General features: G+C 70.6%; 20 protein-coding genes. 4 read left to right on the top strand and 16 right to left on the bottom strand.

Translation table 11 applies throughout. The features are described from left to right. Positions 1-372: 372 nt before the first annotated feature. The 13 genes from LTT61_RS27585 to LTT61_RS27525 all read right to left on the bottom strand — a co-directional run bounded on the left by LTT61_RS27585 (position 373) and on the right by LTT61_RS27525 (position 11,054). Positions 373-741: a hypothetical protein gene (locus tag LTT61_RS27585; RefSeq protein WP_233016925.1), complete on the bottom strand. Its 369-nt coding sequence runs from the start codon at positions 739-741 to the stop codon at positions 373-375. A gap of 189 nt (positions 742-930) precedes the next feature. After that, a complete protein-coding gene (locus LTT61_RS27580; protein ID WP_233016924.1) occupies positions 931-1,293 on the bottom strand; it encodes a hypothetical protein in 363 nt (120 codons plus the stop codon). A 328-nt stretch (positions 1,294-1,621) separates the two neighbouring features. Continuing rightward, a complete protein-coding gene (locus LTT61_RS27575) occupies positions 1,622-1,978 on the bottom strand; it encodes a hypothetical protein (RefSeq protein ID WP_233016923.1) in 357 nt (118 codons plus the stop codon). Positions 1,979-2,218: 240 nt separating this feature from the next. Continuing rightward, positions 2,219-2,749: a hypothetical protein gene (locus tag LTT61_RS27570; RefSeq protein WP_233016922.1), complete on the bottom strand. Its 531-nt coding sequence runs from the start codon at positions 2,747-2,749 to the stop codon at positions 2,219-2,221. Positions 2,750-2,789: 40 nt separating this feature from the next. Next, entirely contained in the window at positions 2,790-4,070 is a 1,281-nt protein-coding gene (locus LTT61_RS27565) for a hypothetical protein (RefSeq protein ID WP_233016921.1), read from the bottom strand. After that, positions 4,067-4,360: a type VII secretion target gene (locus LTT61_RS27560; protein ID WP_233016920.1), complete on the bottom strand. Its 294-nt coding sequence runs from the start codon at positions 4,358-4,360 to the stop codon at positions 4,067-4,069. Before LTT61_RS27560 ends, LTT61_RS27565 begins: the two co-directional genes overlap by 4 nt. A gap of 178 nt (positions 4,361-4,538) precedes the next feature. Beyond that, on the bottom strand, positions 4,539-5,051 hold the full coding sequence (locus tag LTT61_RS27555) for an arginine repressor (protein ID WP_233016919.1): 513 nt from the start codon (positions 5,049-5,051) through the stop codon (positions 4,539-4,541). A gap of 43 nt (positions 5,052-5,094) precedes the next feature. Next, a complete protein-coding gene (gene argF, locus LTT61_RS27550) occupies positions 5,095-6,030 on the bottom strand; it encodes an ornithine carbamoyltransferase (protein ID WP_233021228.1) in 936 nt (311 codons plus the stop codon). A 107-nt stretch (positions 6,031-6,137) separates the two neighbouring features. Continuing rightward, on the bottom strand, positions 6,138-7,328 hold the full coding sequence (locus LTT61_RS27545; RefSeq protein WP_233016918.1) for an acetylornithine transaminase: 1,191 nt from the start codon (positions 7,326-7,328) through the stop codon (positions 6,138-6,140). Further along, positions 7,325-8,221 (bottom strand): acetylglutamate kinase, encoded by an 897-nt coding sequence (argB, locus tag LTT61_RS27540; protein ID WP_233016917.1) that lies wholly within the window; start codon positions 8,219-8,221, stop codon positions 7,325-7,327. The genes LTT61_RS27545 and argB overlap by 4 nt, the downstream gene beginning before the upstream one ends. Next, entirely contained in the window at positions 8,218-9,429 is a 1,212-nt protein-coding gene (gene argJ, locus LTT61_RS27535; RefSeq protein WP_233016916.1) for a bifunctional glutamate N-acetyltransferase/amino-acid acetyltransferase ArgJ, read from the bottom strand. Before argJ ends, argB begins: the two co-directional genes overlap by 4 nt. Beyond that, entirely contained in the window at positions 9,426-10,481 is a 1,056-nt protein-coding gene (argC, locus tag LTT61_RS27530) for an N-acetyl-gamma-glutamyl-phosphate reductase (protein ID WP_233016915.1), read from the bottom strand. The genes argJ and argC overlap by 4 nt, the downstream gene beginning before the upstream one ends. A 78-nt stretch (positions 10,482-10,559) precedes the next feature. Next, positions 10,560-11,054 carry a pyridoxamine 5'-phosphate oxidase family protein gene (locus LTT61_RS27525; RefSeq protein ID WP_233016914.1) on the bottom strand — a complete coding sequence of 165 codons (495 nt, stop codon included), beginning with the start codon at positions 11,052-11,054 and terminating at the stop codon, positions 10,560-10,562. 62 nt (positions 11,055-11,116) lie between these two features. Between LTT61_RS27525 and LTT61_RS27520 the strand changes: the two genes are divergently transcribed. After that, positions 11,117-12,085 carry a helix-turn-helix transcriptional regulator gene (locus LTT61_RS27520; RefSeq protein WP_233016913.1) on the top strand — a complete coding sequence of 323 codons (969 nt, stop codon included), beginning with the start codon at positions 11,117-11,119 and terminating at the stop codon, positions 12,083-12,085. Here the strand turns inward: LTT61_RS27520 and sigJ are convergent. The 3 genes from sigJ to LTT61_RS27505 form a co-directional block, all read right to left on the bottom strand. After that, the gene (gene sigJ, locus LTT61_RS27515; protein WP_233016912.1) at positions 12,039-12,929 is read right to left on the bottom strand and encodes an RNA polymerase sigma factor SigJ; all 891 of its coding nucleotides are present in this window, start codon (positions 12,927-12,929) and stop codon (positions 12,039-12,041) included. The two genes, LTT61_RS27520 and sigJ, sit on opposite strands and share 47 nt — an antisense overlap. Then, positions 12,926-14,095 carry an NAD(P)/FAD-dependent oxidoreductase gene (locus tag LTT61_RS27510; RefSeq protein ID WP_233016911.1) on the bottom strand — a complete coding sequence of 390 codons (1,170 nt, stop codon included), beginning with the start codon at positions 14,093-14,095 and terminating at the stop codon, positions 12,926-12,928. The genes sigJ and LTT61_RS27510 overlap by 4 nt, the downstream gene beginning before the upstream one ends. 83 nt (positions 14,096-14,178) lie before the next feature. Continuing rightward, positions 14,179-15,300: an FAD-dependent monooxygenase gene (locus LTT61_RS27505; protein WP_233016910.1), complete on the bottom strand. Its 1,122-nt coding sequence runs from the start codon at positions 15,298-15,300 to the stop codon at positions 14,179-14,181. Positions 15,301-15,385: 85 nt separating this feature from the next. On the opposite strand from LTT61_RS27505, the gene LTT61_RS27500 reads away from it, so the two are divergent. The 3 genes from LTT61_RS27500 to LTT61_RS27490 all read left to right on the top strand — a co-directional run bounded on the left by LTT61_RS27500 (position 15,386) and on the right by LTT61_RS27490 (position 18,837). Then, entirely contained in the window at positions 15,386-15,949 is a 564-nt protein-coding gene (locus LTT61_RS27500; RefSeq protein ID WP_233016909.1) for a TetR/AcrR family transcriptional regulator, read from the top strand. 186 nt (positions 15,950-16,135) lie between these two features. Further along, complete coding sequence (locus LTT61_RS27495) at positions 16,136-17,476, top strand: hypothetical protein (RefSeq protein ID WP_233016908.1); 1,341 nt, start codon at positions 16,136-16,138, stop codon at positions 17,474-17,476. Beyond that, positions 17,473-18,837, top strand: coding sequence for a PQQ-binding-like beta-propeller repeat protein (locus tag LTT61_RS27490; RefSeq protein WP_233016907.1), 1,365 nt, complete (start codon positions 17,473-17,475; stop codon positions 18,835-18,837). Before LTT61_RS27495 ends, LTT61_RS27490 begins: the two co-directional genes overlap by 4 nt. The last annotated feature ends 28 nt before the right edge of the window (positions 18,838-18,865 follow it).

Raw genomic sequence — 18,865 nt, 5'->3', positions numbered from 1 at the left:
TGCCCGCCGGCTACCGGAGAGGCACGCGGCCGGGGTGACGGGGATCGGGTCGCACATCCCGCTGGCATTGACCAAAGCCTCGTCCCTTCCGTATCAACTCCCTCGAGTAGGAGTGGTCGGGGAAGCAGAACGATCGCTCATCGGTCCACACGCCGGTATGGCCGCCACGACACAGCGGTAGCCGCCGGCGCAAATCTTTCTGTTCGAGCTCGTTTCATACTCCCGATTCGTCGGTGAGCAGCCGCAAATGATCCTCTAGGACGGTCACGATTTCGGCCGTTTCGTCTACCTTCGTAGGCATCGGAATCCTGCAATGTGCCACGATCCGCGGCGCCCGGTCCATGTCCCTTCGAACCAAGGCTGGGGTGCCTTTCAGCTACCGGACAACCGCCCGGCAAGGTCGACGAGGAATCGGGCGGCCTCGCGCTTGTTCTCGTCGGTGAGGCGCAACGGACCGGCCGCGGTGTTCGTGTTCTCGTTCTCGATGTACAGCCGGACGTTCCATTCGCCGACCCGGGTCGCGAAGCGAACCTCGTTCGACGGATCGAGTGGGTCAGCAGTGCGGTCCCGGATCCACACGGAGACGCCGTCGACGGTGCTCTGCTCGAAATCGGGGACACCTTCGGTGGGGTCGACGTCGCCGGGGGCGTGACGGGACTCGACCCGACCGGCCGATTCACTCCCCTGCGCGACTCGGCACATTCCGCTCATGGAGATCTCCGAGGACTCGTCCTTGGACACCGGAATCGTCTGGAGTGCGCGCGCCTGGAGTTCTTCGGTGAAGAACTCCTTCAGCGAGGAACAGCTCCCCCTGGGTCATGGCGGCCGGTTTCGCCACCGGGGGTGGTGCCGAGGGCGGCTGGGACGAGCACCCGAATATCGAGAGACCGAGTAGCACCGCGACGAGGGCTTCGCGTGCCGAGGCTCGCGTCATGGTGCGGCAACCGTCGTATTGCCGATCTCCCAGTCGGATTTGTCCCCGTCCAGAGTGGTTCCGTCGGCGATGGCACCACGCAGATCATCGAGCGCCGAAGACCCGGGCGGTGCGTAGACGTCCTTCTGAACCGCGGGCGGCCACTGGTTGTTCGGGAGCCCCACCTGGATCGACGTGTTCTGCGCGATTCGGTTCCCCTCGATCATGTTGTCGACTGCGCTGTCCCCCAACTCTTCACCGGTTGCCGAACGATCGGTTCCTCGTCCCGGAACTCGTCCGGATCGTCGTAGTGGTCGAAGAATCCCCGGGTCGCCATCATCGGTTCTTCGCGATGACGATGCGACGGTGTCGAGCAGCATGTGGATCCACCCCGATGAAACCTTCCCTCCCGCACTTTCACCGTTTCGTCAGCGGTGACAGCCTCCCTCAGGGCATACGTGGACATCTTGTCTTGTCAAACCCGAACAGGAGTATGCGCGTGCGAGACCCGCTCAGCTGTCGGAGATGGATGCGGCGACGGGTGCGCCCCTGGTCGAGGTGGCGTTTCCGGGCGCCGCGAAGATTTCCGGAGCCGCGCTCGTTGCCCCTTCTCTGGTCGGCACGCCTCGCCACGGCTCTCGCCCGGCACGCACTCCGCGGACCGGAGGGAAAATCGCTATCGCCCTCGAACCCTCGTGACCACGCCGGTCAGCCTCGAAACGGCCTCTCCAACATGTAGGTTCGCAGCTTCGCCTCGAGCACGGCGAGTATCAGGAGCAGCGGAGCCCCGAGAGCAGTGGTGAAGAGTGCGGAGCCCACCAACCGCGGGACAAGCGATGGTGAATCACCTCGGAATCCCGAGTCGTTGTCCAACCATGCCTCGAAGTCCGAACGCCAACCGAGGTACCCCACCACCACCGCAGTAGCCAACAGGCCGAACCCGATGAACAGGTAGGCGGCGAGGAATACGATCCGCTGATTCGGCGTCAGCACATCGCGATCACTTCTCGCCTGGAACGGCGCAGGCCGATATCCGGGTTGCGGCTGCGGCAGATCAGGATTCACGCACGAACTCCTCCCCGAGGTTCGAGGCCAGCATAGGGCACAGGGAGCCTTCGATCCTGCTGCAGCAACGCCTCCTGCATCTCCCCCGCGATCCGGCTGATCCCCGGCCCCCACGGTCGCGCCACAACCTGGCTCAGGCGAGATTCACGGCGGCGCACACCGGCTTCACCTGCCCGAGGCCGTGCGCACCGGAGGAGTAGATACCAGGCGGAGTCGCTCGAGACAAAGCCGAGGCGGAGATCACGTCTTGAAGTAGTACCAAGAATCCCCGAGGCGAACGTACTCGTGATCGATATCGCTGACGGGGGCTGCGCCATTCGGGAGATAGAGGAAACCGCTACGCACTCCCGGGTAATGCTTCGACAGATAGAATTCGCATTCTCCGCCGGCCCCGCTCTCGACATGATGAAAATCGTAGACACCGATGGTCGCGCTTCTGTACGAGCCATCCGACTGCCCGCCCTGCAAAGTGTCGCACTCCGCGGCGGCCCGATCCATCTCGCTTCGGGCCAACTGCCAGCCGATCCGGCCCGGGACCGCGAATCCGGCCAGCGCCACGGTCACCGCCACGAACAGCGGGACCAGCAATCCCAGGCGCCACCAGTTCGCGTACCGCACGCAGCCGATGGCGATCAGCACCGACCACACCGCTACCGGTACGGCGATCAGAAGCCCGAGGGGCAGCCAGAATTCCTCGTCGGCGAACGTCGTCACGTCCGCCCACAGTTTCAGGGCGCAGCACAGCGCGGTCGCGACCGCTGCCACCACCATCGGCACTGTCCAGGCCGCCGGAGCCGGCGGCCTGGGGTGCTCAGGCGACTCCCTCTTCGACATGTCTGTACTCCGTGTTCCCATCGGCCGGATTCTCGTTCACCAACGTATAGCGCAGCGGAACCTGTTCACCGGTGTACTTGTCGGTCACGGACACACCCATATCGGAGGTGAACCGGCTCCAGTCATCGGGAGGCATTGTCTGGCAGCCCGCGCTGGCCACATCGCCTTCCCGCCCGCAATGCCAGAACATGGACTCCCCGCCCGGGCCGGTGGCACTGTCATTGAAGAATCCGTCGTGGTTCGTATCGTATTCCGCCGCGACTCGAGCGCTCTCCGGCATCGTGAAGACGTTGCCGTCCCCCACCGTGTCGTGCTTGTTCTTGAACCAGTTGTGTCCGTACTCGTAGGTGCCCGCGGGAAGGCGGCCCAGTTCCCGCGTTCCATCGCCGTTGACGTCCCGGGTCTCGCTGGGATTGTCGATGTACCGCGCCGTCGGGTCCGTGTTCGCCCGGTATTCGCTCACGTGCCTGACGCCGTGGTCATCGACCCAGATCAGGACAGCCTTGTCGTCGTAGACTCCCTGGCCGTTGTTCGCGAAGACACTGGTTTCCCGGCGAATCGCGATCATATTCTTCTGGTCCGGTCCGCCGTCGACGGAGCCGCCATTCTTCTCGATCAGGGACGCGTAGTAGTCGTACTTCGCATCGATCTCCTGCTGAGCGGGCGAGCTCTGCCCAGGAGCAAGAATCACCGGATCCGACACACCGAGCAGCTGGCCGTTCGCGTTGTCCGCACTGTCGCCTTCACCGAGATTGTCGCCTCGGACGCGAACCTCCTCCGCCGCAGCGGTAATCGCGGTATGGATCCCGGCCTGTGCTCCGAGCAGTTCATTCAGAGCGGTGGCGATGGCCGTCTGGTGAGCCGAGCGATCGTCTTCGCGATCGTCCGTTGGGCCGCCCGGAGTGCCCACCGCCCAACTGTCGGACACGGTGAAGCCGTCTTCGGTGGCGAGAGCGACCTTGCCGAGGACGACCCGGCGGTAGTCGGTGAGGACCGTGCCACCGTCGATCATGGCGTCGGCAAGCTCGTCGACCGCTTGCTTGACCTTGTTGCCATTGTCGCGATCACCGACAACCCGGTCATAGGCCGACCAGTACGCGTCGCCCTCCCACTGCTTGCCCGCGTCCCGGATCTGCGCAGCGGTGCTGTCGATGAGACCGAGGAAGTCGGAGTTGCGCTCCTTGGCTTCAGTGCCCGCTGCGGAGAGCTTCCACGGTTCCCACGAGGTGAGCTGGGTCCGTGTCGGGACCTCGGTCACAGGTTCGCGCCCATCTGCGTGAGCTTGTCACGAAACTCGTTCTCGGTGACCTCATAGTTGTCGGCGCTACCTCGGCACAGGTTGGCGACTCGCCGATGCCGCATCGCCATCCGCAGCCACGCACCCTCGACGTACTCGGTGGCCGTCGCGCAGGCTGCGCCGAGCGGAGACCCCGGCAGCGCCGCGGCGACCGCGTCACCCCCGGTGCGGACATCGAGCGCGTCGACCTTGCCGCCGATGTCGGCCATCGACGCCGCGAGCGCACGTAGCTGCTGTGGATCAACCTGCATATCAGTCCCCCCTGCGATACATTTCTCAGCTCATCACATCTCGATGTCCCCCGGCAAGCACGCGAGAGCCGAAGACAGCTGTCTGCCGTCGGTGACCACCCCCACCGTGGACGTATGCACAGTGAGCCCTTGCCGCCGTCAGATCTATTCGCGCAGAACACCGCTCAGCTGGTCGCGTTCAAGCCAATTCCTCGATCTTCGCCGCCAGCTCGGCCCCGGTCAGCGGTTCGCGGGCGATCACCGCGATCGTGTCGTCCCCCGCGATCGTCCCCACGATCCACGGCAGCGCCGCCCGATCCAGCGCGCTCGCCAGGTAGTGCGCGGCCCCGGGCGGGGTGCGCAGGACGGCCATGTTCCCGCTCGCGTCGGTGGAGACGAGCAGGTCGCCGAGGAGTTTGGAGAGGCGGTCGGTGCCGCCGGTGACGCCGCGGACGGGGCTGCCGTCCTCGGGGACGATGTAGACGCCCGCTCCCCCGTCGGCGGCGCGCAGCTTCACCGCGCCGAGTTCGTCCAGGTCACGGGAGAGGGTGGCCTGGGTGGTTTCGATGCCTTCGGCTGCGAGTAGGGCGGCGAGTTCGCCCTGGCTGCGGACGGGGTTGGTGGCGAGGAGTTCGATGATGCGGGATTGGCGTCCGGCGCGGGTCCGCGCGATGGCGGGGCCCCGGCCGGACTGACTTCGTGATGCGGTCATCGTCGGCGCCTCGGGCGTCGGAGGGTGGCGCCGATGCGGCGGGTCATCGCGGTACCTCCGCACGTTTCTCCAGGAGCCAGACCAGGAGTGCCTTCTGGGCGTGCAGGCGGTTCTCTGCCTCGTCCCAGACCGCGCTGTGCGGGCCGTCGAGCACCTCGTCGGTGATCTCCTCGCCGCGGTGCGCGGGGAGGCAGTGCAGCACAACGACATCCGGCCCGGCGTGCGCCAGCAACGAAGCGTTGAGCTGGAAGGGTCGGAAGGGGCCGACGCGGTCGAGGCCGTCGTTCTCCTGGCCCATGCTGGTCCAGGTGTCGGTGACCAGGACGTCGGCGCCGGTGGCGGCGGCGATCGGGTCGTCGGTGACGAGCACGGAGGCGCCGGTTTCGGCGGCGCGCTTCGTGGCCGCGGCGATGACCTCGGGGTCGGGGACGAAGCCGGTGGGGGCGGCGATCACCACGTTCAGCCCGGCCGTCACGCCGCCGAGGAGCAGGGAGTGCGCCATGTTGTTCGCGCCGTCGCCGAAGTAGGCCAGGGTGCGGCCGGGCAGCGAGCCGAGGCGTTCGCGCAGGGTGAGCAGGTCGGCGAGGACCTGGCAGGGGTGGAATTCGTCGGAGAGGGCGTTGACGATCGGGACGGTGGCGGTCTCGGCCATCTGCTCGAGCCGGGCCTGGGCGAAGGTGCGCCAGACGACGGCGTCGACGTAGCGGGAGAGGACGCGGCCGGTGTCGGCGAGGGTCTCCTCGCGGCCGAGCTGGGTGTCGCGGCCGTCGACCACGACGGGGTGGCCGCCGAGCTGGGCGATGCCGACCTCGAAGGAGAACCTCGTGCGGGTCGAGTTCTTCTCGAAGATCACGCCGACGCCGCGCGGGCCGTCGAGGGGTCTGCGGGAGAACGGCGCGGCCTTGAGTTCGGCTGCCAGCGTGAGGATCTCGGCCTGCTCGGCGGGGGTGAGGTCGTCGTCGCGGAGGAAGTGCCGCAGGCCGGGGGTGAGCTCCGAGGTGGCGGCCGCGGCGATGGTTCCGCCGAAACCGGCCGAGGCGGCGGCGCCGATCGGGGTGACGGATCCGCCGTCGATGGGTTCCGAGGTCACGCTTCCTCCTTGGCGTCGGCGGCGGCGGCATCCAGGATCGCGGGCAGGTCCGCGACGAAGTTCTCCGCCTGGGTTTCGGTGAGCACGAGCGGCGGGGCGAGCCGGATGGTGTCCGGTTTGGGGGCGTTCACCAGGTACCCGGCCTCGCGGGCACGCGCCTCGACCAAGCCGGAGATACCGCGGCGAAGCCCGATGCCGAGCAGCAGCCCGGCGCCGCGCACGTGGTCCACCTCGGGGTGCTCCAGCAGCTCGATGCCGTCGACGAGCCGCTTGCCCACCGACTCGACGTGCGCGAGCAGCCCCTCCTCGTCGATGGTGCGCAGCACGGCGAGCGCGGCGGCCGCGCAGACGGGGTTGCCGCCGAAGGTGGTGCCGTGCGCGCCGGGCTGGAGCAGCTCGGCGGCGGCGCCGCGAGCCAGCACGGCGCCGATGGGGAGGCCGCCGCCGAGGCCCTTGGCGAGGGTGATCACGTCGGGGACGATGCCCGCGGTGTGGTGCGCGTAGAAGGCGCCGGTGCGGCCGATGCCGGTCTGCACCTCGTCCAGGATCAGCAAAGCGCCGTTGCGCGAGGTGATCTCCCGGGCCTTGGCGAGGTAGTCGATGGGCGGGACGATGACGCCGCTCTCGCCGAGGATCGGCTCCAGAACGACAGCGGCGGTCTGCTCGTCGACGGCGGCCGCCAAAGCGGCGGCGTCGCCGTACGGAATGTGCCGCACGCCGGGCGGCATGGGCGCGAACGGCTCACGCTTGGCGGGCTGGCCGGTGAGCGCCAGCGCGCCCATGGTGCGGCCGTGGAACGCCTCCTCGCAGGCGACGATATTCGGCCGCCCGGTCAACCGCGCGATCTTGAACGCGGCCTCGTTCGCCTCGGCGCCCGAGTTGCAGAAAAAGGCCCTGCCCTCGCCGAACTGCGCCAGCAGCCGCTCGGCCAGCTCGATCACCGGCTCGCTGACGTACAGGTTGGAGACGTGCCCGAGCGTCCCGAGCTGCTCGGTGACCGCGGCCAGGATCGCGGGGTGGGCGTGGCCGAGGCTGTTCACCGCGATGCCGCCGAGGAAGTCGAGGTAGCGCTTGCCGTCGGCGTCGTAGACCACCGCGCCCGCGCCGCGGACCAGCGCGATCTTGGGGGTGCCGTAGTTGTTCATCAGGGCGGCGTTCCACCGGCCCTGCAGGTCGGCCGAGCTCATATCGTCTCCTCGGGGGTCACCATGGTGCCGATTCCTTCTCCGGTGAACAGTTCCAGCAGCACCGAGTGCGGGACCCGGCCGTCGATCACGTGCGCGCTCGGGACACCGCCCTGGACGGCGCGCAGGCAGGCCTCCATCTTGGGGACCATGCCCGCGTCCAGCCTCGGCAGCAGCGCGGCGAGCGCGGCGGCGCCGATCTCGGTGGTGAGCGAGGAGCGGTCCGGCCAGTCGGTGTAGAGCCCCTCGACGTCGGTGAGGACAACGAGCTTCTCGGCGCCGATGCCCTCGGCGAGCGCGGCGGCGGCGGTGTCGGCGTTGATGTTGTGCACCACGCCGTCGATGTCGGGGGCGATGGTGGAGACCACCGGGATGCGGCCCGCGGCGATGAGGTCGAGGACAGCGTCGGGGTTGACCTCGGTGACGTCGCCGACCAGGCCGATGTCGGTAGCCTCGCCGTCCACCAGCACGGTGCGGCGGGTGGCGGTGAAGAGCCGGGCGTCCTCGCCGGAGATCCCGACGGCGTACGGGCCGTGCGCGTTGATCAGCCCGACCAGCTCGCGTCCGACCTGCCCGAACAGCACCATCCGCACCACGTCCATGACCTCGGGCGTCGTCACCCGGAAGCCGCCGCGGAACTCGCCCTGCAGCCCGAGCTTGCCGAGCATGGCGGTGATCTGCGGGCCGCCGCCGTGCACCACCACGGGGTGCACGCCGACGGTGCGCAGGAAGGCCATGTCGGCGGCGAAGGCACGCTTCAGCCCGTCGTCGACCATCGCGTTGCCGCCGTACTTGACCACGACGACCTTGTCCCGGAACCGCTGCAGCCAGGGCAGCGCCCCGGCCAGCACGTGCGCCTTGTCCAGCGCGCTGAGGTCGTGCGCGAGGCCGGTCACGAGCTGTAGGCCGAGTTCTCTTCGACGTAGCCGTGCGAGAGATCGGTGGTGCGGATGGTGGCGGCGCCGTCGCCGATCTTCAGGTCGACGACGACCTCGATGTCGGCGCCGGAGAGGTCGACCTCGCGGGCGCCCGGCGCGCCGACACCGTCGACGCAGACCGGGTTTCCGTTGAAGGACACCGAGATCCGGTCGGGGTCGAGCGTCACCGGGGCCATGCCGACGGCGGCGAGCACGCGCCCCCAGTTCGGGTCGGAGCCGAAGAGCGCGGTCTTGACCAGGCTGTCCCTGGCGACGGTGCGCGCGGCGGCCAGCGCCTCGTCCTCGTCCCGCGCGCCGGTGACGGTGACCAGCACCCGCTTGGTGAGGCCCTCGGCGTCGGCCATGAGCTGGGCGGCGAGGTCGTCGCAGACGGCGAGCACGGCGGCGTCCAGCTCGTCCTGCGAGGGGGTCACCTCGCTGGCGCCGTTGCCGAGCAGCAGCACGGTGTCGTTGGTGGAGCAGGAGCCGTCCACGTCGAGCCGGTCGAAGGTGCGCGCGGTGGCCTTGCGCAGCGCCTCGTCGAGTTGCTCGGCGGTGACGGCGGCGTCGGTGGTGAGCACGACCAGCATGGTGGCGAGCGAGGGGGCGAGCATGCCGGCGCCCTTGGCCATGCCGCCCACGTTCCACTTCGAACGGTGGTGGTAGGCGGCCTCTTTCGGCACGGTGTCGGTGGTCATGATGGCGTGCGCGGCATCGGTGCCGCCGGAGAGCCCACCGCCCATCTCGTGCACGATCTCGGTGATGGCCGGGACGATCTTGTCCATCGGCAGCCGGTCGCCGATCAGCCCGGTCGAGCAGACGGCGATCTCGCCGGCGCCGGTCTCGGTGCCCCAGCTGCTCAGCGCGGCGGCCAGCTCCTCGGCGGTGCGGTGCGTGTCCTGGAACCCGGCCGGGCCCGTACAGGCGTTGGCGCCGCCGGAATTCAGGATCACCGCGCGCAGCCTGCCGGTGCTGAGCACCTGCTGCGACCACAGCACCGGGGCGGCCTTGACCTGGTTTCTGGTGAACACCCCGGCGGCGGCGTACTCCGGCCCCTCGTTGACGACCAGCGCCAGGTCCGGCCTGCCGCTGACCTTGATCCCGGCCGCGATCCCGGCGGCGCGGAAGCCGAGCGGCGCGGTCACCCCCTGGGTGCGGACCAGCCTGCCTGCTTCGGTCGTCGTCACGGTGCCACTCCTACGGTGGGAAGCCCGGCGGTCTCGTCGAAACCGACGGCGAGGTTCATGGATTGCACCGCGGCGCCCGCGGTGCCCTTGGTCAGGTTGTCGATCGCGCCGATCACCACCAGCAGCCCGGCATCGGCGTCCACCGCCACCTGCAAGGTGACGGCGTTGGAGCCGAGTACCGCGCCGGTCGACGGCAGCGCGCCCTCGGGCAGCAGGTGCACAAAGGGCTCGGCGGCGTAGGCCTTCTCGTAGGCGGCGCGCACCTCGGCGAGGTCAGCGGTGGTCGGGGCGGTGCAGGTGGCGAGGATGCCGCGCGGCATCGGGGCCAGCACCGGGGTGAAGGAGACCGCGACGGCGGCGCCCGCGGCGGCGCTCAGGTTCTGCGCGATCTCGGGGGTGTGCCGGTGCGCGCCCGCGATGCCGTAGGCGCGGGCCGAGCCCATGACCTCGGAGCCGAGCAGCCCGACGTCGAGTTTCCTTCCGGCGCCCGAGGTTCCGCTCACCGCGACCACGGTGACGTTCGGCTCGGCGAGCCCCGCGGTGAAGGCGGGGGCGAGCGCGAGGCTGGCCACGGTCGGGTAGCAGCCGGGCACCGCGATCCGGCGGGCACCGCGCAGCCGCTCCCGGTTGTCGCCGAGCTCGGGCAGGCCGTAGCGCCAGGTGCCCGCGTGCTCGCCGCCGTACCAGCGCTGCCAGGCGGCGGCGTCGTGCAGCCGGAAGTCGGCGCCGCAGTCGATGATCACGGTGGACTCGGGCAGGGTGTTCGCCAGCGCGGCGGACTGGCCGTGCGGCAGGCCGAGGAAGACGACGTCGTGCCCGGCCAGCTCGTCGACGGTGGTGGCGGTGAGCACCCGGTCGGCCAGCGGATGCAGGTGCGGCTGCAGCGAGCCGAGCGGCGCCCCGGCGTTCGAACCCGCGGTCAGCGCCCCGATCTCGAGGCGCCCGCGTCGGTACTCGGGGTGTTCCAGCAGCAACCGCAGGACCTCACCGCCCGCGTACCCGCTCGCTCCGGCCACCGCGACCCGCAGGGTCCCGTTCGAGGAATCAACCATGTGATGATTATGCACGATTGTGCAAGCTCATTCACGCCAGGGGCGCACCTCCAGGGTACGCAGGAGTGGTACGAGTTCTCAGTTCTTCCGCTCGACCCGCTCCCCCGCGCCCGGCGTCCACACCGTGACCTCCATGTGGCCGTCGACCAGCTCCACGGTGGAGCCGCCGGTCAGCCGGTCGGCGACGAAGAAGTGGTCGAATTCCCTGCCCCGGATGTCGAAGCCGGTTTCGTCGAACATGTGCTGCGCGAAGCGGGCGTGCAGCTCCCGATCCGACAGGTCGGTGACGCTGCCGAAGAGCTTGGCGTCACCGTCGCCGACCATGGGGTCGGTGGTGGCGGTGTGCAGGCAGAACCGGGGGTCGCGGATCAGGTCGGCGAACTTGCGGGTGTTCGGCATACCGGCGAGCACCAGCATGCCCTCGAAGACGCGCGGCTCGATCGGGCTGATCCGCGGCGATCCGTCGGCGCGCAGCGTGCCGAGCAGGCAGAGGTTGCCGGTGGCGCGGTGCCTGCGGGTGAAGACGGCGGAGACGCGCGGGGCTTCGTCGAGGAATCGGGTCCAGGTGGTCATGCGGGGACGGTACGACCGTATGGTGACACCTGCTGTCAGGGTTGTCCGGATAGTGTCGGTCGATGCGCGCGAGCCGACTCCTCCGCCTGCTGCTGCTCCTGCAGACCAGGGGCCGGTGTACGGCGTCCCAGCTGGCCACCGAGCTGGAGGTGTCGGTGCGGACGGTGTACCGCGACGTGGACGCGCTCTCCGCTTCCGGCGTCCCGGTCTACACCGAGCCGGGCCGTGCGGGCGGGATCCGGCTGCTGGACGGCTACCGCACCCGGATCACCGGGCTGAACCCGGACGAGGCCGACGCGGTGCTGCTGGCCGGGCAGCCCGGCGCCGCCGCCGACCTCGGGCTCGGCACCGTGCTGGCGACCGCGCAGCTCAAGGTGCTCGCCGCGCTGCCGCCGGAGCTGCGCGGGCGGGCCACCCGGATCGCCGAGCGGGTGCACGTGGACGCCGCGGGCTGGTTCCACCGGCCGGACCGCACCCCGGCGCTGGGGGTCGTCACCGAGGCGCTCTGGGCGGATCGGCTGCTGGAGATCGGGTACGAGCGCGGCGACGCGGTGGTGCGGCGCCGGGTCGGGCCGCTCGGGCTGGTGCTCAAGGCGGGGACCTGGTACCTGGTGGCGCTGGCCGGCGGCTCGGTGCGGTCGTACCGGGTCGGGCGGATCGCCGAGGCGGCCGATACCGGCGAGACCTTCACCCGGCCCGCCGATTTCGACCTCGCCGCGCACTGGGAGCGGGCGGCGGCCGAGTTCGCCCGCGCCATGCTCCGGGTGACCGCGCGCTGCCGGATCGACGCCGCGCGGCTGTCGCTGCTCCGGCTCGGTTTCGAACCCGCAGCGGTGGCCGACGCCGTCGCCTCGGCGGACGAGCCCGATGCCGAGGGGTGGGTGCGGATCACGGTGGCGGCGGAGTCCTACGAGGTGATGGCGCACGGGCTGCTGCCGCTCGGCGCGCACGCGGAGGTGCTCGAGCCCGCCGAGCTGCGCGCGGTCATGGCCGGGACGGCGGCGGCGATGGCTCGCCGGTACGCGGAGTGATCCCGCGCAGCTTCTCCGGATTGACCTGGAAGCGCAGGTTCACGATGAGCCCGTCGCGCAGGTCGTAGGTGAGCACGCCGACCGGGAGGGGCCCGAGCCTGCCGATCACGCTCAGCTCCCCGTTCACGACCGCCGCGCCGAACTCGATCCCGGTCAGGATCGGCTTGGCCAGCACGCCGATCAGCCAGCGCGCCACGTGGTCGGGGCCGTGCAGCGGGCGGCGCGCGGCGGTGACCAGGCCGCCGCCGTCGTTCCACAGCGTGACGTCCGGGGCGAGCACCGCCATCAGCGCGCCGACGTCGCCGCCGCGGCAGGCCAGCAGGAATCGCTCGGTGACCTGCGAGCGCACCGCGGTATCGGTCTCGAACCGGGGCCGCCGCGCCCGCACGTGCTCGCGCGCCCGGTGCGCCAGCTGCCGCACCGTCGGCTCGGGCCGCTCCAGGAATTCGGCGATCTCGGCGTGCGAGTACCCGAAGACCTCGCGCAGCACGAAGACCACCCGCTCGACCGGGCCGAGCGATTCCAGCACCACCAGCATGGCGGTGGAGACGCTGTCCGCCGTCTCGCCCGCCGCCGCCACCGGGTCGCCGTCGGTGAGCGGTTCGGGGAGCCACGGCCCGACGTATCGCTCGCGGGTGGCGCGGGCGCCGGTGAGCCGGTTCAAGGCCAGGTTGGTGACGGTGCGGACCAGGTAGGCCTTCGGGTGCTCGACGGTCGCCTGCTCGGTGCCGTGCCATTTCAACCAGGCGTCCTGGAGGATGTCCTCGGCGTCGGCCACGCTGCCGAGCATGCGGTAGGCGGTGGCGAAGAGCAGCGGGCGGTGCTCGGCGAAGGGGTCGGTCATCGGGCGGCCGCTTCCTGTGCCGCCGGGCGCCGGGTGGCGCGGCCGCCTGCGGTCAGGCGCACCATAACCGGGACGCGGCGGCTGAGCCGGAAGGCGAACGGCGGTGAGCTGGTCACCGCCTCCTTGTAGGCGACGGCGGCGCGGCCGGTCAGGTACCAGCGGCGCGGGGTGTCGTCGGCGCGGGTGAACTGGATGACGGCATCGCGGCGGCCGAGGCTGACCGGCTGGTGGAAGTAGCCGATGCGGAACGGCTCGACTCGCCTGCCCCTGAGCAGCCGGGCGACCGTGTCGGCGGTGTAGGCGGCGGTGGGGAGGCCGGTCTGGCAGGTGCCGTGCACGTCGCCCCAGGCCATGCGGATGGCGGCGGCGTCGCCGACGGCGTGGATGTCGGGGTGCGAGATCGAGCGCAGCATGGGGTCGGTGCGGATCAGCCCGGCGGGGTCGACGGCGATGCCGGAGTCGGCCGCGAGCGGGGAGACCTGGACGCCGGTGGTCTGGATGGTGAGGTCGGAGCTGATCAGTTCGCCGGTGTCGAGCCGGACTCCATCGGAGCGGAGCCCGGTAACGGTGGCTGCGCGGCGCCGCACCCCGAGCCGGTCCAGGGCGCGGTTCAGGTGGGCGCGGGCGCCCGTGCCCATCATGGCGCCCGGCTCGCCGCGGCTGATCAGCGTGACGGCGATCTCCGGGTGGCGCTCGGCGATCTCGGCGGCGGTCTCGATGCCGGTGAGGCCGGCGCCGCAGACGGTGACGGTGCTCGCCGTCGCGAGGCGGGCGGCGATGCGGTCCGGGTGGTCGAGGGGCACCGCGTGCTCGCGGGCGCCGGGGATGTCCGCGGTGCCCGTTCGGCTGCCGAGGGCGTAGATCAGGGTGTCGTAGGTGAGGATTGTGCCGTCGTCGATGGCGACGGTTCTGGCGTCGGGGTCGAGCGCGGTCGCGGCGCCGCGGCGGAAGGTGATGCCGGTGTGCTCGAGCAGAGCCGGAATCGAGTGCTGCTTCAACTCCTGGCCGGTGGCCTGCTGGTGCAGGCGCAGCCGCTCGGTGAACCGGTCCGAGGGGTTCACCAGGGTGATCCGGGCGCCGGTTCGCCGGGCCAGCCCGATGGCGGCGAGCATGCCGGTGTACCCGGCGCCGAGGACGACGATGTGCGGCGTGCTGGTGGTGGTCATGGCCGGGCTCCCTGCGGGTGGTTCCGTCGTGGTCACACAGGAGACAGGGCAGCTCGACCGGACGTGACGCCGCGTGACCGGCATCACATTATCGGAGTCGGCTCCGTAGGCGCCCAGTCCAGCAGCTCGGCCATCGCGCCGAGCTGCGCGCTCGCGGGGGTGCGCCGCATGACCGCGTTCCGCAGCGCGACGAGCGGGCGCGCCGAGAGCTGCCCGGCCTGACCCATGCGCCGCGCCCCGGTGCCGATTCGTTGCGTGCGCGGGCGGCGCAGGGCGTCGTATCGGCGCAGGTCGCCGTCGCCGGCGAGGACCGCGCCGAGCGTGACCGCGTCCTCCAGCGCCTGGCAGGCGCCCTGGCCGAGGTCGGGGGTCATGGCGTGGGCGGCGTCGCCGACCAGGGCGATCCGGCCGGCGGTGAAGCGTGGGAGGGCGGGGAGGTCGTAGATGTCGTGGCGGAGGAGCTCGGCCGGGTCGGCGGCGGCGAGCAGGGCCGGGATGGGGTCGTGCCAGTCGGCGAAGCGCTCCCTGAGCTCGGCGAGACCGCCGTCGGGTGCGGCGGCGGGGGCGTTCGCGGTGGCGAAGCAGTAGACCCGGCCGCCCGCCAGCGCGGCGAAGCCGAACCGCTGCCCGCGACCCCAGCTCTCACCGAACTCGGTGACCGGCACCGACGGCGTCACCACCGCGCGCCACGCGGTGTAGCCCGCGTAGCGCGGCTCGACCTCTCCGGCCACCGCGCGCCGCACCACGCTCCGAATCCCGTCCGCTCCGACCACCAGTTCCGCGCTGCGCTCCCCCGCCGTCGTGACCACGCGCCCGGACTCGTCCGCCGCCGCCACCCCGACTCCCGTCCGCAGCACCCCGGCGGGCAGCGCCTCCCGCAGAATCGCCATGAGCTCTGCCCGGTGCACCACGATCGGCTCCCCGAACCGCTCCTTCAGCACCCTGGCGTCCACCCGCAACAGCGGCCGCCCGGCGGCGTCCCTGATCCCGCCCGACGCATCGGGGACAGCGCGCGCCCGCACCTGCGCCCCGACTCCCAGCGCATCGAGTGCCCGGATCGCATTGGGCCACAGCGAAAGCCCCGACCCCACCACGGCCTGCTCCGCCGCCCGCTCCAGCACCACCGGCCATTTCCCGGCCCGCAGCACGGCCAGCGCGGTCGCCAGCCCACCGATTCCGCCGCCGGCGATCAGCACCTCGTCCATCCGACTCACTCCTTCTCCGTCACTACCGATGTAGTGGAATCTACTACATCAGTAGTGGCAAGCACTACCCCTGTAGTATTTCGGCGTGACCGGCAAACGAACCCTCGTGCTCGACGCCGCCCTGCGCCTGCTCGGCGAACGCGGCCCGCGCGCGCTCACCCACCGCGCCGTCGACGAGGCGGCCGGGCTGCCCGCGGGCTCTGCCTCGAACTACTTCCGCACCCGCGCGGCGCTGCTCATCGGCATCACCGCGCTCCTCGAGGAACGTGACCACGCGGCCTGGGAGCGCGCCCCCGCCCCGCGCGACACCGCCGAACTGGTCGAGGTGCTCTGCGCCGTGCTCCGGCACGCCGTCACCGCGGACGAACCGGCCACCCTGGCCCGCTACGCCCTCATGCTCGAGGCTCGCGAACTCCCCGAAGTGCGGGAAGCCCTGCGCGCCGGGCACCTCCGGCTCACCGCCTGGCTCACCGGACACCTGCGCGCCGCCACCGACGATCCCGCGATCCCGGAGTCCGCCGTCCGCCCGCTGATCGACTACCTCGACGGCTTCGCCCTGCACCACGCCCTGATCGGCGGCTTCGACACCGCGACGGTGCGAACGACGCTGCACACCCTGGTCACCGCCGCGATCAGCCGCACCGGGTGAGCAGCGTGGCGACGCGACAGCCTCGGTGCGAATCCGCGGCCCGGAACTGGGGGCATGACCGCAACGACGGGCCCTTGTTACCGTCACCGCTCATCGCATCCATGTGGAGGAGCTCTTGCACCGTCCCATGCTGCCGATAATTCGTCCGTCCAGGTCTCCACCGAGGACCGGATACCGGGAGGCACGATGCAGGACACGGGAAACGGTGGCAGCAAGGACGCAACCGCACCCTCCCCCGCCGTTCACCACTGGACGGTGGGTTTGACGTGCGTAGCGATCGTCGCGACCGGCTACCTGATCGCCGGTCTGCTGCACGAGCCGGAGCCGGAGTTGACGACCGCACCGCTCACCCCCACCACCACTTCGGAGCCGCCGGAACCGGCCGAGTATTCGTATGTCACCCCGCCGGTGACATTTCCGGTGCAGATTCCGGGTTGTGATGTGGTGGAGCCACCACAGCAGGGGCAGGGTTTTTCGATGGTCACCGTCGAAACACCCGAATACGACAACCCGGCCTATCCGTGGTTCTCCGGGCCCAAGGCCGTCGCGATGACGCAGGCGCTGCAGGCGGCGCTGCCCGCCGGTGCCGAGATCGCCTTCGCATCGGCGGATCGGTCACTGGTATTCCAGCCGATCCTCGGCGACCCCGCGGCGGACAGGGGTTTCGGAGGTGCGACCGACGCACGCGCCACGCTGCTGCGCGGCGACCGATCGGGCTGGCTGTCGGTGGACGTTCGCGAGTCCACCGAGCCGATCCCGCCGTGCGTCGCCGGCGATCTCGACGAGAGACGCCGCCTTCCCGACGGCACGACCGTCGATACCCACGACACCTGGTACGAGACCAACGGTGTTCGCACCCTCCGGCGCTCGGCCACCGCTCACCTGCCCGACGGAACCGTTGCCAACGCCTCCGCCACCGACGAAGCCAGTGACGGCAGCGGCTATACCGGAACCGTCCCGCTGACCGTCGACGAACTCGTCGCGCTCGTCACCGTCCCCGGACTCCGCATCACCACGCCGGTTCCGCCCGGAACGCCGAACCCGCCCGAGTCCTGCGACAACTGGGCGGAGTCCTCGCCCGTGATCGATCAGGCCCAGGCTCGTCGATGGGACGCGGTCCTGGCGCGGATTCCACTCGACGGCTCGACCCTCGACCAGCCGCTCGGGGCGCTGCTACCGGCAAGCAGGGGCGGGGTGTGCCAGGTGGTCCGGGTAACCACACCTGGCCGGCAATCCCGGTTGAGCGTGGCGATCAGCATCGGACAGCCTCTTCCACCGGAGCGCTCGTCGAAGGACGGCGCGACGTCACGTCGGCTGCCGGACGGAACGGTGGTCGAGACGCGCGAATCGCGAAGCACAGTGATGGAGGAGCCGTCACCCTCCACGCAAACGACCCGCACTGTCACCGTCACCCGCCCGTCCGGGACCCGGATCGAGGTCAGCTCCGGCGATGGTCCCGCCGAGCCGTTGCCGTTCGAGCTGCTCGAGGCGATCGCCGTGAATCCGGGACTGGAGGTGTCGCGATGAGAACGACTCCCGGGCTGCGCGACCTCGTGCTCGCCGCCACGGCGGCCGTAGTCACGACTGCCGGTGCGGTAGTGGTCCATGTGCAGCCCGAGGACGCCACGCGCAAGATCACCGGCACCGCGGACTCCGCTCCCGGGCTCGCCTGGTCGACAACCGCCGCCGGGCTCGGACGAGCAGGCGCGGAGTTCCGCGATCCGCGGGACGGCACCGAATACCGCAGCGACGGAGCGGGATTCATCGACGGCGGTGACACCCTGGTGACGGTGCTCGGTGTGCCGGACGACGACAACCTGCGAGACCCGGTGTTGGTCGGCATCGATGCCGGCACCGGCGCGAAACGCTGGCAGGCCCCCGCCGCGGACCTGGCCGGTTGCGGGGCTGTCCCTGTCGATGGCCGGGTCGTCTGTTTCAGCTCCGACCGAGCGCTCGTCGGCTACGACCTCACCACCGGAGATGTCACCCGGACACCGACGAAGTGGTTTCCCTTCGCCCTCGCGACACTCGACGATCGCGTGTACGTCGCCGAGGGCGACGTCGAGTCCGACGACGTGCGCGTCCACGCCGGCACCCTCACCGACCCGGCCGCGTACTGGTCACGAGCCTTCGACATGGGTACGACCTGGGACAGCCTGCCCTTCGACAGCGTGGACGTGTCCCACGGCCAGGGCGTCTTCACCCTCGGCGCCGACATCGCCGGGTTCGACCTCGCCGCCGGCAAGCCGACCTGGACCACCACCCGCGACGGCTGCTCCGACACCCGCGCAAGCGGCGGCGCGGTGCTCGTGCGCACCGGATGCGGCGACGACAACACCGGCAGCGACCTCCTCGACCGCACCGGTCGCACCATTGCCACCTCCGACAGCACGGTTACCCAGTACCTTTCGTTCGACCTCCCCGCCGACGACACCGTCCCCGTCCTGCTCGGCGACAGCGGCTATGACCGCCGCACCGGCACCCTCCTCTGGAGCAGCTCCGACCTGATTTTCGTACCACGGGGAAGCAACACCACGACCGGCACCGCAACGGCCGTCTTCGGCGACGTCGCCCTTCTGCAAGACACCGACGCGCACACCACCACCGGTCTCGACCTCCGCACCGGACACCGGCTGTGGCGGACCGACACCACCCGCCTCGGCACCCTGCTCGGCTGGGACGGCCACACCGTAGTCCTCTCCGACTACACCGGACTCTGGGCGATCGACCCCCGAACCGGCGCCACTTCCTGGGACATCCCATTCGGCGCCGTGCACACCGACACCGAGGCCCTCACCGGCTACGGCCAGCTCGCCGCACACGGCAAGGACCACTACACCTACGCCGGCGCCCGGACAATGATCGGACTCCGGCCCCTCGGGCACTGACAGCGGATCGCCGGCTGGCCTGCCCCAC

The sequence above is a fragment of the Nocardia asteroides genome (assembly GCF_021183625.1).
Lineage (GTDB): Bacteria > Actinomycetota > Actinomycetes > Mycobacteriales > Mycobacteriaceae > Nocardia > Nocardia asteroides_A.
This window is presented reverse-complemented; position numbering and strand designations above follow the sequence as displayed.